Origin of the sequence: Sphingomonas sp. 66-10 (assembly GCF_001897045.1) — a bacterium.
In the GTDB taxonomy this organism is placed as follows: domain Bacteria; phylum Pseudomonadota; class Alphaproteobacteria; order Sphingomonadales; family Sphingomonadaceae; genus Sphingomonas; species Sphingomonas lycopersici.
In genome coordinates this window covers 127,046-142,575 of the sequence record NZ_MKRR01000106.1, presented here as the reverse complement: position 1 = coordinate 142,575, position 15,530 = coordinate 127,046, and the positions used below count along the sequence as shown (strand labels likewise).

The following is a 15,530-nucleotide window of genomic DNA, read 5'->3' as shown; positions in this document are numbered from 1 at the left end:
CCCGCCCGACTGGCGCAGCACCAGCGGCGTCTGCCCCGCCGGCAGCGGCAGCGACGCCTGCCGCCGGTCCGCCGCGAGCGGCCAGGCGAAGGTCGCGCTGCGCTGCCCCAGGGTCGCGGTCGTCGTCCCCGCGATCGCGGTCGCCGGATAGAGCTGGGCGAAGCGCCGCACGGTCAGCGCCCCCCAGGCGTTGGCGGTGGTGGTATCCCAGCGCCCGCGCTGCTGGCGAAGCGCGACGCCGACCATCATCTTCGGCCCCTCGTCCTGCCAGCCGGGTTTGCCGAGCACCGCGAGCAATGCCTTGATCGAGCCTTCGTCGGCCGAGGACATCAGCCACCACGGCATGTTCGACGCATCGCTGAGATCGAGCCGCGTTCCTTCATAGACCAATCGGCTGCGCAGCGCGGTCTCGCCCGCGCCGCGCAACGCCTGCGCATTGGCGAGCCCCGAGACGCGATCGAGCGCGAGGAGATAATCGGCCAGGCTCGCGGTGGGCATTTCCGCCGGGGTCAACCCGATCTGGCCGAGCATCGCCGGGGTCGCCGCGCCGGCGCGGGCGAGCGCGGCGAAGGCGGCGAGCCGCTGGAGCCGGACATCGCCATATTCCTCGCGCCGCAGCCGCCCGTCGAGCACCGCGCGCAGCCCCTCGACCATCTTGGTCCGGCTCGCCTCGGGGATCGCCAGTCCCGCCTCGCCCGCCATCGACAGGACGTAAGCGGTCAGCGCCTCCGATCCCTGCAGGCTTTCGCTCGGCCAGTAGCGCAGCAACCCGTCGGGCGCCTGATAGGCCGGGATCTCGCCCGCAAGCTGGATCCAGCCGGCGGTATCGCCCAAAGCGACGATGCGGCTCATCCGCTGCTCGAAACATTGATAGGGATAGGCCGCCATGAACGCGCGCACCCCCGCCATCGGCGGCGCGAGCGTATCGTCGAGCCGAAGGTCGACCGATCCCATCCCGCCGCCCAATCCCTTTAGCGCCCCGGCGGGCGCGCGGATCGGGATCGTCGTTTCGGCGCCGATGCGCGCGAGCGTCGACGCCCACACCTCGACCGGCACCGCGGGCACCACTTCCTGCGTCACCGTCACCTTGTCCGCCGCGCGGCCGTCGCTGGTCCGCGCGCTGACCTGCCAGCGCAGATTGCCCGGCTGCGGCGGCGCGGTGAGGTTCCACGCGATCGGCGCCGCGCCGCCCGCCGGGATCGTCACCGTGAGCGGCCGCCCGGTGGCGATGCGCGGGGTGAGCGCGACCTCCGCGGTCACCGTCATCGGCTTGTCCGAGCCGTTCCTGAGTGTGAACCCCGCGGCATATTGATCCCCGGTGCGCACCACCGGCGGCAGCCCGGCATAGAGCGACAGATCCTGCGCGGTGCGGATATTGGTCGCCCCCATCCCGAAGCGGTCCGCGCCGTCGGTGGCGATCGCCACCAGCCGGAACGAGGACAAGGCATCGTTGAGCACCACCGGGACGATCGCCCGCCCCTGCGCATCGAGCGCGACGCGGCCCTTCCACAACAGCACCGGCTGGAAATTCTCGCGGTTGAGCGCCGCGCTATCCGCGCCACCGCCGCCGCCCGCCTCGACCGCCTTGCGCCCGTAATGCCGCTTGCCGACCACCTGCATCTGCGCGGTGGCGGTGAGCACCGAGAGCGGGCGTTCGCCCATCATCGCGGTGAGCACGTCCCACGATTCATTGGGGGCGAGCTGGAGCAACGCCTGGTCGACCGCGGCGAAGGCGACATCGGCGGTCCGCGCGGGCTTGCCGTCCGGCCCGGTCACCGCGATCGCCACCTGCGCGGTCTCGCGCGCGGCATAACGCGCGCGATCGGGCTTCACCGTCACCGCCAGCTTATGCGCTTCCCACCCGACCTTCACCTTGGCGATGCCGAGGCGATAGGCCGGTTTCGACAGATCGACCGTCGCGGTCGCCGCCGGCGCCTCGTCGCGCGCGCCGAACAGGCTCTTGAACCAGCCCCACCAGCTTTGCGTCACGCGCCCGCGCACCGCCATCACCGAGACATAGACGTCGGGCGCATAGCTCCCCGGCATCTTCACCTCGACCACCGGGTCCTTGCCCGACAATTCGGTGACGAAGCTCGACAGCACGCCCTCGCGCTCGACCGTCACCAAGGCGGTGGCGGAACGGAACGGCATCCGCACCTGGAAGCGCGCGGTGTCGCCGGCCTTATAGGTGGGCTGCTCGGCCACGACGTCCATCCGGTCGCCATTGTCGCCGCCGAACCACCAATCGTCGTCGCCCGCCAGCCACACCGAGCGGACCGCGCGCGCGACATTGCCGTCGGCATCGGCCGCGGTGGCGACGGCATAGACCTCGCCCGACACCCCCGGATCGACCGCGCATTGCGCCAGCCCCTGCGCATCGGTCGTCGCCGAACAGGAGGCGGAGAGCTTGGTCGTCCGCATCTGATTGTCATAGGCGTAGAAGCCGCCGATCAGCCGGCGCCGCGCGGTAAGGATCTGCCGGCTGTACAGCGCGACATTGATCTTCTGCCCCTTGATCGGCTTGCCCTCGGGGTCGAGCGCGACGAAGCGGAGCCGCAAATCGTCCTGCTTCATCAGCCAGCCGTCGGTCTTGACCCCGAGCTGGACGCGCGAAGCGAAGACGGGGATCGTCCGCGAGGCGGTCAAGGTCTGGCCGTTGGCGTCCTGATAATCCATCTCGACCGTCATGTCGGTCGTGCCGTCGAGCCCCTGCGGCACCTCGATCGATTGCCGCGCGGTGCCGTCGGCGCCGAGCCGCGCGGGCAAGGTCTGCGTCGGGGGCAAGGTCGGGCCGTCCTCCTCGCCGTCGCCGTTGAGCGGCTTCACGCCCTCCTGCACCGCGCGGCCGCCGAAGGTATAAGCGTCATAGCCGTCGGGCGTGTTGCGATGCGCGAACCAGCCGACGCGCATATCGACCGGCAGATTGGAGGCGCCACCGCCGGAGAGGTAACCGACGAACAGGTCGAGCGGCACCGTCTTGGGCCGCACCACCGCACCCTTCGGCCCGCTCACCGTCGCGCGCATCGTCGGCAGGCGATATTCGTCGAGCCGGAACGATTGCTGGGTGTAGATCGTCCGCTCGCCCGCGATCACGCGCAGATCGTAATCGCCCATCGGCGCGCCTTGCGGCGCGGTCCATGTCGTCTCGCCGATGCCGTTGGCGTCGATCGTCAGCGGCACGTCGAATTCGGTGTCCGATCCGCGATGCGACAGCCGCAACGTGCCGGTGAACCCGGCGGGAATCGTAAAGCCGGCGCCGACCGGGCGGCGCACGATATGCTTCATGTGCACCGTCTCGCCGGCGCGGACCAAAGCGCGGTCGAACACGGTGTGGAACACGTCGTCGGGCTTCGAATAGCCGTACGGCAGATCGAAATCATACGGCCGGATGCCGTCGCCCCATTGGGTGAGCGTGAAGCTGAAATCGCCCCCGGCGCGCGCCGAGACCATCAGGGGATGCGTCGACGAATTGTCGTTGCAGCTGCCATAGGTCGCCGGTTCGGGCAGCCCGCCCTTGACGAACAACCCGCCCGAGCGATCGGTGATACCGCGCGCCAGCACCTCGCCGGTGCAGCTGTCGGTCACCGCGACATTGGCATTGGCGACCGGCTTGCCGCTGTCGAGCGCGGTGACCCAGGCGAGGCTGCGTTCGCGGCCCCATTTGAAATGCACCGCCATATTGGTGACGAGCGCCGCCGCCGCGACATAACGCGGCGCATCGCGCCCGAGCAAGGCGCGGCCGAGCACCGGGCTCGCCAGTTCGACGACATAGAAGCCGGGCTTGCCGAGCGGCACCCCGACCACCTCGAAATCCTGCCCCTTGCCGGGCAAGGCGACATTGAGCGGCGCGCCCTGCTTGCCGAGGATCGAGGTGTCGCCGGTGTGGTTGACCTCGACCGTTTCCTCGCCGCGCTTGACCGATTCGTAGCGCGTATCGCCCGCGGCGGAGACGCGGCGCAGCCAGTCCGCCACCGCGCCGTCCTTGTCCGCGACGCGCAGCGCCTGCCCGCCGACGGTAAGGTTGCGGCCCTGCAGCGCGGGCTCGACATTGCGCACCGTCACCGGCAGCACGCCGCCTTCCTTCGCCTCGAGGATCCCGAACGGCGCGGCGAACTTGACCAGCGGCGGGGCGCGATCGAAGCGGATATCGAGCGGGAAGCGCTCGGCATTGGACAAGGCGCGGCCGCTCTCGTCCTTCACCCCCTGCGGCAGTTCGAGCTTCGCCGCGGTGGCATAAGGCAAGGGCGCGGCGAAGCCGATATCGGCGATCGTCGCCTTCTTCTTCTCGTCGTCGCTGAAGGTCGGCGCGATCGTCTTGCCGTCGGGCAGGGTGATGCGGATTTGCTGCGCGACCGACATCGCCACCGGCGCGGAGAAGCGCACCCACGCCTTTTCGACCGGGCTGCACCCCGCCTGCGGGTTGACCCGCGAACATTCGAACCGCGCCGCGAACGGCTTGCGCACCTTATAGTCGAAGCGCTGGTCGGCCCCGGCGAGCTTGCCGCCGACACCGGCGATATTCGCCCCCCACACCAGCGCCATGTCGCGCCCCGGCGGCAAATTGCGGCGGCATTTCAGCGCCACCACCCCGGCGACCGCGCGCTGGCGATCGGCGGCGGAGGCGGTGGCGAGATCGCCCGGCAGCCCGGCGTTCTCCAGGAAGTTACGCACCTCCCAGCGGTCCTTGCCCATCGCGCCGATCAATTTGCCCGGCAGATCGGCGGGGAGCACGTCGACCGGGATCTTCTCGCCGATCCCGTCGACCGCGCAATAGGCATTGGCCGCGATCGAGCGCGGATCGGCGGGCATATTGGCCGCGACGAGGAAGGTCTGGTCCTCCTCGATCTCGTCGCCCCCGCCCGAGGGGAGCACCGCGCGCGCCACCGGCCCGCCGGCATCGACGGTGAAATTCTGCGCGCCGGCCAGCGCATAGCCCGCGACGCTCCTGAGCCCGTCGACCGTCTTGAAGCGGCACGTCGTTCCGCCGGGCAGCGGGCGTTCGAATTCATAGACCCAGGTCTGCTGGTCGACCCAGCGCCCCTGCCCGGCGACCGAACATTCGGCGGTCGCCGGCGCGGCGGCGCGCGGATCGCCGAGCGGCGCCATCGGCTGGCTGAAGCGCAGGGTGAAACGCTCGATCGCCCCGCCGCCGATCCCCGGCTGGGCAAGGATCACCCGCGGCGCATTGTCGCTGAGGGCCGCGACCGGCGCGATCGCCAGCGCGAGCAGGGCAAGCTTGGCGGCGAGCTTCATCGAGTGTCCTCCCGAGACCGCGGCGAGGCTATCGATGAAAAGTGCCGTAAGTCCAGCAGGAAACAGCGTTAATTCGTGTAATCGCTCAAGCGCGGAACCAATGCCGGCGCAGGAAATAGGCAATGATTCCAACCGAGATGACGATACAGGCGATGATGATCGCATCGAACGCCCACGGCTTTTGCGCATAAGGCAGCCCGGCGACGTTCATCCCGTAAAGCCCGGTGATGAAGGTCAGCGGCAGGAACACCATCGCCGCGATCGCGATGATCAGGCTACGCGTGTCGATCAGCTCGGCGCGCAGGTCGGTGAGCGTTTCGTGGATCAGGCTGGCGCGCTCGCGGATCGCCTCGAGCTCCTCGGCCATGCGCGCGGCGCGATCGGCGGCGGCGGCGACATGCGCGCGATCGTCCTCGCTCAGCCAGTCGCCCTGCAATTGCGCAAGCTTGTCGAGCGCGGCGCGTTGCGGGTTGAGGAACCGGCGATAGCCGATCGCGGCGATCCGCGCCCGCGTCACCTTGCGGCGCAGCTCGTAGACGCGGTTCGCATCCAGTTCCTGCTCGCAATCGTCGATCTGATCGCCGAGCTCGGCCACCACCGGATCGAGATCGTTGGTGATCGCGGTGGCGAAGGTGGTGATCAGATCGCCGGGATCGTCCGCTGTGCCGTCCTTCACCGCCTGCTCGACCACATCGGTCGCGACGAGATGCTTGCGCGTCACCGAGATCACCCGGCCCTTGGTGGCCCAGATCCGCACCGAGGCGAGCAGGTCGGACGGATACACCTCCTCCTCGCTCCGCCCGCGCAGGTTGAGATAGGCGCCGGTATCATAGCCGTCGCAGCGCGGGCGGGTTTCCTGCGCGGTGAGCGCCTCGACGAGATGTTCGGGAAGCCGCGCTTCGTCACGCAGCCAGGCTCGCGTCGCGTCGCCGGTGCCGGAGAAATGGACCCAGACCATCCCGGCGTCGCACGCCGCCGCTTCCTTCACCGTGATACGGCGCGCCACGCCATTGTCGATACGATAGCCGAACCCGCTCACAGCATCTCCACGTCGACGGTCAATCCCGGTCCCGCGTCCAACGGCGGCGCGGCGCATTCGATCCGCGCGGCATCGGCGCGCGCGCGATCGAGGATCGCGCGCGGCACCCCCGGCCGATGCGTCACGCGATCGGCCTGCGCGAGCAGCCGCGCCTCGCGCAATGTCAGATCGTCGGGGTCGGCCGAGCGCAATTTGAGCGGAACGATCCCCGCCGTGACCGCTGCGTCGACCGGCCCGGCATCGGGCGCCTCGCCGTGCTCGCCGAGCGGATCGAGCGCCCCGCCCGGCGCCAGCGCCGCACCGATCGCGCGCCGCCGGTCGCCGGCTTCAGGATAACGCGCACGCCAAGCGCCGCGCGCGGCATGCAGCCCCTCGGCGAGCCGCCCGAGCCGCGCCGGCAGCAATGCCTCCAGCCGCTGCCTGAGCGCCGCCGCCAGCCCGGCGGAGGCGCCGCCGGTGCCGATCGCGACGATCACCGGCGCACGATCGACAATCGCGGGCAAGGTGAAGTCGCACAGATCGGGACGATCGACCGCATTGACGAGGACGCCACGCGCCCTGAGCCGCGCGACCGCCGCCTCGTCATCGACGACGATCGCGAACCTCGCTTCCTCCGTTCGCCCCGAGCTCGTCGAAGGGCTGCTTTCCCCTTCACCGCGCGTCGAAGAAAAGGGCAACGCTTCGACAAGCTCAGCATGAACGGTGGTGGACGACGGCAAGGGCTTCCCCGCCTCATCCACCACGACCGCGCCGGCACGTTCGAGCAGCCGCCGTTTCGCATCCGCCGCCTCGCCTTCCCCGATCAGGATCACCGCCCGCCCGGCGAGGCTGACGAACAGGGGAAGGCTGGCGAGCGTCACAACCAGTCCGGCACCCGCTCGGCGGCGAGGATCGTCTCGGCCGCGATGCGATCGGCCACCACGGTATAGCGATCGCCGTCGACCAGCACCTCGGGCACCAAAGCCCGGCTGTTGTAGGTCGACGCCATCGTCGCGCCATAGGCGCCCGCGGTGCGGAAGATCGCGAGATCGCCGCGCTCGACGCGATCGATCGTCCGCCCCATCGCGAACGTATCCCCCGTCTCGCACACCGGGCCGGCGATATTGGCGGTCATCGTCCCGCCGCGCGGCCGCACCGCGACGAAATCGTGCCACGCATCGTACATCGCCGGACGCGCGAGATCGTTCATTGCCGCATCGACGATGACATAGGGGTTGATCACCCCCGGCTTGACCCAGATCACCTCGGTCAGCAACACCCCGGCATTGCCCGCGATCACCCGGCCGGGCTCGAACATCAATTCGACATCCCAGCCCGCGGTAGCACGCGCGACCATCGCGCCGTAATCGGCCGGCGCCGGCGGCGCGTCCTCCTCGCGATACGGCACGCCGAGCCCGCCGCCGAGATCGACATGGGTGATCGTGTGACCGCGCCCACGCAGCTCGGCGACCAGCTCGCCGACCCGGCGATAGGCCGCTTCGAGCGGCGCGAGATCGAACAGCTGGCTGCCGATATGGATCGCCACCCCGCGCAGGTTGATCCCCGGCAGCGTCGCGAGCCGATCGAAGATCCCGGGCGCGAGATCGATCGGCACGCCGAACTTGTTTTCCTTCTTGCCGGTGGAGATCTTGGCGTGGGTCCCGGCGTCGACGTCGGGGTTGACGCGCAGCACCGCCGGCGCGGTCAGCCCGCGCGCCGCGGCGAGCGCGGCGAGCACCACGCCCTCTTCCTCGAGCTCGAGGTTGAACTGGCCGATCCCGGCCTCCAGCCCGCGGATCAGCTCGCGGTCGGTCTTGCCGACCCCGGAGAAGACCACGTCATGCGCCGGCATTCCCGCCGCCAGCGCGCGCGCCAGCTCGCCGCCCGACACCACGTCGGCGCCATAGCCTTCGTCGGCGAGCACGCGCAGCACCCCGATATTGGGATTGGCCTTGATCGCATAAGCGAGATGGACCCGCGCGCCCGCGGCTTTCAGCCCGTCGCGAAAGACCTGCGCATGGCGCCGGAAGGTCGCGGCGGAATAGACATAGACCGGGGTGCCGACCTCGGCCGCGATCCGTTCGAGCGGCACGCCCTCGCAATGGAGCGCGCCATCGATCATCGAAAAATGGTTCATCAGCGTGGCGGCAGGTCGAACTGGTCCGACCGGCGATCCTGAGAGTTGGTGAGGAGATCGTCGCCGCGCTTGGGGCGCGCCTGGACCGACGGTTCGATCAATTTGCTGCCCGCCGGCGGGGTTTCCGCGCCATAAGGCGCGGGCGGCAGGCTTTCGCCCTTGGCCGGGCGCAGCGGATGCGTCCGACCGCAAGCGGCAAGCAACAACAGCGAGCCGAGAGCGAATACCGCCCCCCGCGTCACAAAGGCGCGCTTCATCGTCATTCTCCCCGCGCCGCGCGGATCGCGGCGCGCACATTGTCCGGCGCGGTGCCGCCGAAGCTCGTCCGGCTGGCGACCGAGGCGTCGACCGACAGCACCGAATAGACCCGGTCGTCGATCCGCGGGTCGATCGCCTTGAGGTCGGCGAGCGGCACTTGATCGAGCGTCACCGCCAGCGCCTCGGCGCGCGCCACCGCGCGGCCGGTGATGTGGTGCGCCTCGCGGAACGGCACGTTCGCCTCGCGCACCAGCCAGTCGGCCAGATCGGTCGCGGTGGCATAGCCGCTCTCGGCCAGCGCGCGCATCCGATCGGTGCGGAAGGTCGCGCTCTCGATCATCCCGGTCATCGCCGCGATGCTCAGCCCCAGCAAATCGTGGCATTCGAACACCGGGGGCTTATCGTCCTGCATGTCCTTCGAATAGGCCAGCGGCAGCCCCTTCATCGTCACCATCAGGCTGACGAGGCAGCCGGTGATTCGTCCGGCATGGCCGCGCACCAGCTCGGCGGCGTCGGGGTTGCGCTTCTGCGGCATGATCGAGCTGCCGGTCGACCATTGATCGGACAAAGCGACGAAGCCGAACGGCTGCGACGCCCACAGCACGAATTCCTCCGCCAGCCGTGACAGATGCAATGAGCATTGCGCGGCGGCGGTGAGATATTCGATCGCGAAATCGCGATCCGACACTGCATCGAGCGAGTTGCGCGTCGGGCCGTCGAAGCCGAGCGCCGCGGCGGTGGCGTGGCGATCGAGCGGAAAGCCGGTCCCGGCGAGCGCCGCCGAGCCGAGCGGGCAGAGGTTCATCCGCGCGCGTGCATCGGCGAAGCGGGTGGCGTCGCGCGCGATCATCTCGTGATAGGCCATCAGATGATGCCCGAGCGTCACCGGCTGCGCCGACTGGAGATGGGTGAAGCCGGGCATCACGTCGCCGGCATGCTGCTCGGCACGCGCGAGCAATGCGGCATCGAGCGCGGCGAGCGCGGTGCGGGTCTGGTCGATCGCGTCGCGCACCCACAGCCGGAAATCGGTCGCGACCTGATCGTTGCGGCTGCGCGCGGTGTGGAGCCGCCCCGCGACCGGGCCGATCGCCGCGGCGAGCTTCGCCTCGCTGAGCATATGGATGTCTTCCAGCGTCAGATCGTCGGGGACGCCGTTGGCTTCATAATCCGCGGCGACCGTATCGAGCCCGGCGCTGATCGCGGCGGCATCCTCCTGCGCGACGACGCCCTGCGTCGCGAGCATCGCGACATGCGCCTTGGACGCGGCGATGTCTTGACGCCACATGCGCTTGTCGAATGGGATCGAGGCGTTAATCTCACGCATCACTGCTGCGGGGCCTTCGGCAAACCGACCGCCCCACATCTGATTGGAACCGCTCATGGCTTCGCGTTCGGCGATCGTCTTTCTCCTCGGGCTGGCATTGGCCGCCGCCGGCTGCGATAGGCAAAGGCCCGGCGACGGGCAAGCGACTGCGGCGCATAATGATACGTCGCCCGACGAAGTGCAGCCGGCATCCAAGAAGCATGGCGCGCACAATGCGGTCGATCGCCACCAGCGCGGCATGGCAGCGGTCGACAGCGTCTTCATCTCGCCCGAAGGCAAGCGCGTGCGGCTCGCCGATTTCCGTGGCAAGCCGGTGCTGCTCAACCTGTGGGCGACATGGTGCGCGCCGTGCGTCAAGGAACTGCCGACGCTCGATACGCTGGCCGGGCAGTTAGGCGATCGAGTGACAATGCTCGCGGTGAGCCAGGATATGGAGCCGGCCAAGGTCGCCCCGTTCGTCGCCGCGCGGCATCTGACGCGGCTGAAGCCCTATACCGATCCCGAAATGGGGCTGAGCCTGGGCTATCGCGTCAACCTGCCCACGACGATCCTGTTCGACGCCAAGGGGCATGAGATATGGCGCACCTCCGGCGAGATGGACTGGACCAGCGCCGCCGCGCGCAAGCTGATCGACGAGGCGTTCTGACCCGTCATTGACCGCAAACCGCGGGACGCGCGCGCGGGCGATCGATGCGATCGCTGCCGGCGAAGGAGATCGTCATGTCCCAACCTCTGCCGTCAAAGATCATCGCCTCGCCGGTCGGCGAGCTCACCCTGGTCGCCGAAGGGGACGCGCTCGTCGCGATCCTGTGGGAGGGCGACGATCCGGCGCGCGTCCCGCTGCCCGCGCTGGCCGATGCGCCCGATCATCCGGTGCTGTGCGAAACCGCGCGCCAGCTCGACGAATATTTCGCGGGGAAGCGCCGCGCGTTCGACGTACCGCTCGCCTTTCGCGGCACCGCGTTCCAGCGCGCCGTCTGGGCGGCGTTGCTGCGCATTCCGTTCGGCGAAACGTCGAGCTATGGCCGGATCGCGCGCGCGCTCGATCGCCCCCATGGGGCGCGCGCGGTGGGCGCGGCGAACGGCCGCAACCCGATCTCGATCATCGCCCCATGCCACCGCGTGATCGGCAGCAACGGCGCGCTCACCGGATTCGCCGGCGGGCTGGCGGCGAAGGAGATGTTGCTGGCGCTGGAGCGGGGGGATGCCGGCTGAATTCGGCGGGAGCCATCCGCCTCATCGTGCGTTGCAGCATCGGGAGTGATCGCGTGCGACACTAAGGGGCGGGATGGTGCGTGTCGAAATTGGTTACGCCTTGTTGGCGCTGCTGGTGGTGAGCGTGGGATGGATCGTCTGGCGCGTCGTCCGCCATTATCGCCGCGAACACGCACGCGTCTGGGGCCGGCGACGACGGCGCTAGCGGCCGATAGTGTTGCAATTGGGACTCGCTTTGGAATCCGCCTGCCTTTCATGATTCAACGCCCGTTGCGCTACTGAATCCAGGCGTGATACCGATTCGCGAACAGCCGATGGGAGCCGGTGCCATGAGCACGCTACAGCAGGAAATCGACGGAAATTTCGATAGTTTCCAGCGCGTTGTTCAGCAATACCTGCCCGCCCGCAAAGGTCAGTGGGCGCTCTTGCGTCATGGTCAGATCGTATCGTTCCATGCCACCGCCGGTAGTGCGGAAGGCGCCGGGGCGGCGCAGTTCCCCGACGACCTGTTCAGCATCCAGGAGGTCAGTGACGAGGTCGTCGACCTCGGCTTCTTCAGCCACGTCGTCCAGTAGATGCGACAGATTACCGGGAGTCTCAACGCTCACCGGCAGATGGTTATCGATGTCGTCGTGCAGCCCGCACAAGTATTTGTACCGGGTGTCGAACCGACACCTTGGGTTCCCGCCAGCAATGTCAGCATTCTGCGCGGGCTGATCGACACCGGGGCTGGCGGGACCTGCATCACGCGCAGCGCCGCTCGCGCCATGGGATTGCGCCCTCGCGGGAAGGCTCGCGTTGGCGGAGTATCAGGGATCGAATATCACAACCGTTACCGCTTCGTGCTCGGCGCGCTATATGAGGACAAGGGCGAGCGCGGTTACTTTTGGTTCGACGAGGTTAATGGCGCCGACTTCCGCGACAATGATGATTTCGACGTCCTGATAGGCATGGACGTGATCGGGCAAGGCGATCTGCACGTTTTTCGCTCTGGCCGTTTTACCTGGGAATTATACTGAGCTTATCGCCACCTTGATCGGGCTCGCCAGCGCCGAGCCGGCTCATCGACACCGGAAGTTATCGGCGGAAGCCTCCCCATGGGCGAGCCGCGATATGGAAAGCTGGATGCCCCGCGTGGATTCGAACCACGATTGACGGAGTCAGAGTCCGTAGTCTTGCCGTTAGACGACGGGGCAACGAGGGCGCGCCTCTAGGCCGGAACATACGCGCTGGTCAAGGCCGGCTTGCTCGTCGGGTCACGAAACTGTAGCCTCGCGTCCAAGCACCGGGCGGACGATAGGGTCCGCGACGGCAGAACAGAATAGAAAGTGACCCGACGGCAATGGGCGACAGCTCCGCCAGTTTGCCGTACCGGCAGGGCTCAGACCCTGCCCGTTCGGCCCTAGCCTCGGCGCGCCCGCGCACCGGATTCGCGCGCCATTATGCCGCACTCGATCTCGGCACCAACAATTGCCGGCTGCTCATCGCCCGCCCGCAGGGCGACGGTTTCGCGGTGGTCGACGCCTTCTCGCGCATCGTCCGGCTCGGCGAGGGGCTGGCGAGCAGCGGGCGGCTGTCCGATGCGGCGATCGAGCGCACCCTGGCCGCGCTGCGCGTCTGCGCCGACAAGCTGAAGCGCCGCAACGTCGCGCTCGCGCGATCGGTCGCGACCGAGGCGTGCCGCCGCGCGTCGAACGGCGCCGAATTCATCGCGCGTGTCCACGCCGAGACCGGGATCCACCTGCATATCATCTCCGCCGAGGAAGAAGCGCGGCTCGCGGTGCTCGGCTGCCATGTGCTGCTCGAGCCGGGCGAAGGGCCGGCGCTGGTGTTCGACATCGGCGGCGGATCGACCGAATTGGTGCTGATCGACACCGCGACCACCGTCCCCTCGGTGCTCGACTGGCATTCGGCGCCGTGGGGCGTCGTCTCGCTCACCGAAAGCGTTCCCGCGGCCGACGGCTCCGCCGGGCGTGCGGCAACCTATGAGCGGATGCGGTCGCTGGTGCGCGAAAGCTTCGCGCCGTTCGCCGCGCGGCTGCCCGCGGGGGACCGGCAGCGGCGCTTGCTCGGCACCTCGGGCACGGTGACGACGCTCGCCTCGGTCCATCTCGGGCTCGATCGCTATGATCGCGCCGCGGTCGACGGGCTGATCGCGCCGGCGGCGGCGATGCGTATGGTATCGAACAGCCTCGCGCATATGTCCCCGGCCGAGCGCGCCGCCTTGCCGTGTATCGGGCGCGAGCGCGCCGATCTGGTGGTGGCGGGGTGCGCGATCCTCGAGACGATCCTCGATCTGTGGCCGGTCGAGCGGCTCGGGGTGGCCGATCGCGGAATCCGCGAGGGCATCCTGCGCCGGCTGATGGCGACCGCACGATGAGCCGCGGCGGATCGGGCGGGCACCAGCGCGTGCGCACCGCGCGCAACCGCAGCGCGCAATCGACCCGCTGGCTCGAACGCCAGCTCAACGACCCCTATGTCCGCCGCGCCAAGGCCGAGGGATATCGCAGCCGCGCGGCCTATAAATTGACCGAGCTCGACGAGCGTTTCGGGCTGCTCAAGGGCGCCAAGCGGGTGGTCGATCTCGGCATCGCGCCCGGCGGGTGGAGCCAGGTGGTGCGCCGCCGCCTGCCCAAGGCGGCGGTGGTGGGGATCGACCTGCTGCCGGTCGATCCGATCGACGGGGTGACGATCTTCCAGCACGATTTCATGGACGATGCCGCGCCGGGGATGCTGATCGACGCGCTGGGCGGCGCGCCCGATCTGGTGCTGTCGGACATGGCGGCGAACACCGTCGGGCATCCGCAGACCGATGCGTTGCGCACGATGGCGCTGGTCGAGACCGCCTTCGCCTTCGCGATCGAGGTGCTCGCACCGGGCGGGACGTTCGTCGCCAAGGTCTTCGCGGGCGGCGCCGATTCGTCGCTGGTGGCGGAGATGAAACGCCATTTCACCACCGTGAAGCACGCCAAGCCCCCGGCGAGCCGCAAGGGCAGCGTCGAATGGTTCGTCGTCGCGCAGGGGTTCAAGGGCCGCGCGGCGGGCGACTGATCAGCCGCGCGATCGCCCGCTGAGCGCCAGCACCACGGCCCCCGCCGCCGCCGACAGCAGCGAACCGGCGAGCACCCCCACCTTGACCTCGGCGATCAGCCGCGCGTCGCCGGGGAAGGCGAGCCCGCCGATGAACAGGCTCATCGTGAATCCGATCCCGGCGAGCAGCGCCATGCCGTGGATCTGCGCCCAGCTCACCCCGTGCGGGCGCCGCGCGATCCCCAGCCGCGCCGCGCCCCAGATCGCGCCGAAAATCCCGATCTGCTTGCCGAGGAACAGCCCCAGCGCCACCCCGATCACCACCGGCGCCGCGAGCGCGCTCCAGCCGACGCCCCCCAGCGCGACCCCGGCATTGGCGAAGGCGAACAGCGGGACGATCGCATAGGCCACCCAGGGATGAAGCGCATGTTCGAGCCGATGGAGCGGCGAATGCGGCGCATCGGGCGCACCGGGGGTCCGCACCAGCGGCACGAAGGCGGCGGTCGCCACCCCGGCGATCGTCGCATGGACCCCCGATTGCAGCACGAGCAGCCACAATATCGCACCGACCGCGAGATACGGCCACAGCGCGTGGACGCCCCGCCGGTTCATCACATACAGCACCGCCAGCGCCACCCCGGCGCCGACCAGCGCAACCGCGCGTATCTCCTCGGTATAGGCAAGCGCGATGATCGCCACCGCGCCCATATCGTCGACGATCGCGACGGTGGTGAGCAGCAGCTTGAGCGACGAGGGCACGCGCTTCCCCAGCATCGCCATCACCCCGATCGCAAAGGCGATATCGGTCGCCGCCGGGATCGCCCAGCCGCGTTGCAGCCCGGGGCTGTCGCCGACCACCAGCAGATAGGTGAGCGCCGGCACCGCCATCCCCGCCACCGCGGCGATGAACGGCAATTGCCGCTGGTCCGCCCGCGCCAGCCCGCCATCGGTCAGCTCGCGCTTGATCTCCAGCCCGACGAACAGGAAGAACAGCGCCATCAGCCCGTCGTTGATCCACAGATGGACCGTCATCGGCCCGAGCGCGGGCGCCAGCACCGGGCCGGTTTCGGCGTGGAGGATATGCGCGTAAAGCGCCGCCGTCGCCGGCAGGTTGGCGACGATCAGCGCCAGCGCCGCCGCGGCGACCAGCACGAAGCCGCCCGCCGCCTCGCCGCGCAGGAAATCGCGCAGGGCGGAAGTCGGGCCGCGCCGCGCCGCCGTCATGCCGCCCGCCCCAGAGCCTCCGCGATCAGCTTGCGGCTGTTGGCGATGCCGTAGAGCTTGATGAAGCTCCC

Annotated in this window: 14 protein-coding genes and 1 tRNA gene; 7 read left to right on the top strand and 8 right to left on the bottom strand. The window is 69.1% G+C overall.

From position 1 onward, the window contains the following. The 6 genes from BGN95_RS10440 to argH all read right to left on the bottom strand — a co-directional run. Positions 1–5,253, bottom strand: a 5,253-nt coding sequence (locus BGN95_RS10440; protein ID WP_286772559.1) for an alpha-2-macroglobulin family protein, incomplete at its 3' end; no start/stop codon positions are given. 85 nt (positions 5,254–5,338) lie between these two features. After that, complete coding sequence (locus BGN95_RS10435; protein WP_179512899.1) at positions 5,339–6,292, bottom strand: CorA family divalent cation transporter; 954 nt, start codon at positions 6,290–6,292, stop codon at positions 5,339–5,341. Further along, a complete protein-coding gene (locus BGN95_RS10430) occupies positions 6,289–7,152 on the bottom strand; it encodes a precorrin-2 dehydrogenase/sirohydrochlorin ferrochelatase family protein (protein ID WP_286772558.1) in 864 nt (287 codons plus the stop codon). Before BGN95_RS10430 ends, BGN95_RS10435 begins: the two co-directional genes overlap by 4 nt. Further along, positions 7,149–8,408, bottom strand: a complete 1,260-nt coding sequence (gene lysA, locus BGN95_RS10425) for a diaminopimelate decarboxylase (protein ID WP_265271246.1) — start codon at positions 8,406–8,408, stop codon at positions 7,149–7,151. Before lysA ends, BGN95_RS10430 begins: the two co-directional genes overlap by 4 nt. Next, positions 8,408–8,665: a lipoprotein gene (locus BGN95_RS10420; RefSeq protein WP_179512902.1), complete on the bottom strand. Its 258-nt coding sequence runs from the start codon at positions 8,663–8,665 to the stop codon at positions 8,408–8,410. The genes lysA and BGN95_RS10420 overlap by 1 nt, the downstream gene beginning before the upstream one ends. 2 nt (positions 8,666–8,667) lie before the next feature. Continuing rightward, positions 8,668–10,029: an argininosuccinate lyase gene (gene argH / locus BGN95_RS10415; protein ID WP_265271283.1), complete on the bottom strand. Its 1,362-nt coding sequence runs from the start codon at positions 10,027–10,029 to the stop codon at positions 8,668–8,670. Between the two features lie 16 nt (positions 10,030–10,045). Here argH and BGN95_RS10410 point away from each other — a divergent pair, with 16 nt between their 5' ends. The 5 genes from BGN95_RS10410 to BGN95_RS10390 all read left to right on the top strand — a co-directional run bounded on the left by BGN95_RS10410 (position 10,046) and on the right by BGN95_RS10390 (position 12,224). After that, entirely contained in the window at positions 10,046–10,636 is a 591-nt protein-coding gene (locus BGN95_RS10410; protein ID WP_179512903.1) for a TlpA family protein disulfide reductase, read from the top strand. Between the two features lie 74 nt (positions 10,637–10,710). Continuing rightward, positions 10,711–11,205: a methylated-DNA--[protein]-cysteine S-methyltransferase gene (locus tag BGN95_RS10405; protein ID WP_286772557.1), complete on the top strand. Its 495-nt coding sequence runs from the start codon at positions 10,711–10,713 to the stop codon at positions 11,203–11,205. Positions 11,206–11,281: 76 nt separating this feature from the next. After that, the gene (locus BGN95_RS10400; protein WP_286772556.1) at positions 11,282–11,410 is read left to right on the top strand and encodes a hypothetical protein; all 129 of its coding nucleotides are present in this window, start codon (positions 11,282–11,284) and stop codon (positions 11,408–11,410) included. Positions 11,411–11,534: 124 nt separating this feature from the next. Next, positions 11,535–11,780, top strand: a complete 246-nt coding sequence (locus BGN95_RS10395; RefSeq protein ID WP_286772555.1) for a hypothetical protein — start codon at positions 11,535–11,537, stop codon at positions 11,778–11,780. 39 nt (positions 11,781–11,819) lie between these two features. Beyond that, a complete protein-coding gene (locus BGN95_RS10390; protein ID WP_286772554.1) occupies positions 11,820–12,224 on the top strand; it encodes an aspartyl protease family protein in 405 nt (134 codons plus the stop codon). 103 nt (positions 12,225–12,327) lie between these two features. Here the strand turns inward: BGN95_RS10390 and BGN95_RS10385 are convergent. After that, positions 12,328–12,401, bottom strand: a tRNA-Gln gene (locus BGN95_RS10385). Positions 12,402–12,547: 146 nt separating this feature from the next. On the opposite strand from BGN95_RS10385, the gene BGN95_RS10380 reads away from it, so the two are divergent. Both BGN95_RS10380 and BGN95_RS10375 read left to right on the top strand, forming a co-directional pair. Then, a complete protein-coding gene (locus BGN95_RS10380; RefSeq protein WP_265271202.1) occupies positions 12,548–13,585 on the top strand; it encodes a Ppx/GppA phosphatase family protein in 1,038 nt (345 codons plus the stop codon). Continuing rightward, positions 13,582–14,256, top strand: coding sequence for an RlmE family RNA methyltransferase (locus BGN95_RS10375; protein WP_179512906.1), 675 nt, complete (start codon positions 13,582–13,584; stop codon positions 14,254–14,256). Before BGN95_RS10380 ends, BGN95_RS10375 begins: the two co-directional genes overlap by 4 nt. Here BGN95_RS10375 and nhaA read toward each other — a convergent pair whose 3' ends face one another. Then, complete coding sequence (nhaA, locus tag BGN95_RS10370; RefSeq protein ID WP_265271200.1) at positions 14,257–15,459, bottom strand: Na+/H+ antiporter NhaA; 1,203 nt, start codon at positions 15,457–15,459, stop codon at positions 14,257–14,259. Positions 15,460–15,530 lie beyond the last annotated feature (71 nt).

Excerpts from the sequence above, each read along its gene's own strand:
- BGN95_RS10375 (WP_179512906.1), top strand. The coding sequence starts at position 13,582 with ATGAGCCGCGGCGGATCGGGCGGGCACCAGCGCGTGCGCACCGCGCGC.
- BGN95_RS10405 (WP_286772557.1), top strand. The coding sequence starts at position 10,711 with ATGTCCCAACCTCTGCCGTCAAAGATCATCGCCTCGCCGGTCGGCGAG.
- BGN95_RS10410 (WP_179512903.1), top strand. The coding sequence starts at position 10,046 with ATGGCTTCGCGTTCGGCGATCGTCTTTCTCCTCGGGCTGGCATTGGCC.
- nhaA (WP_265271200.1), bottom strand. The coding sequence starts at position 15,459 with ATGACGGCGGCGCGGCGCGGCCCGACTTCCGCCCTGCGCGATTTCCTG.
- argH (WP_265271283.1), bottom strand. The coding sequence starts at position 10,029 with ATGTGGGGCGGTCGGTTTGCCGAAGGCCCCGCAGCAGTGATGCGTGAG.
- BGN95_RS10420 (WP_179512902.1), bottom strand. The coding sequence starts at position 8,665 with ATGAAGCGCGCCTTTGTGACGCGGGGGGCGGTATTCGCTCTCGGCTCG.
- BGN95_RS10390 (WP_286772554.1), top strand. The coding sequence starts at position 11,820 with ATGGTTATCGATGTCGTCGTGCAGCCCGCACAAGTATTTGTACCGGGT.
- lysA (WP_265271246.1), bottom strand. The coding sequence starts at position 8,408 with ATGAACCATTTTTCGATGATCGATGGCGCGCTCCATTGCGAGGGCGTG.
- BGN95_RS10395 (WP_286772555.1), top strand. The coding sequence starts at position 11,535 with ATGAGCACGCTACAGCAGGAAATCGACGGAAATTTCGATAGTTTCCAG.
- BGN95_RS10380 (WP_265271202.1), top strand. The coding sequence starts at position 12,548 with ATGGGCGACAGCTCCGCCAGTTTGCCGTACCGGCAGGGCTCAGACCCT.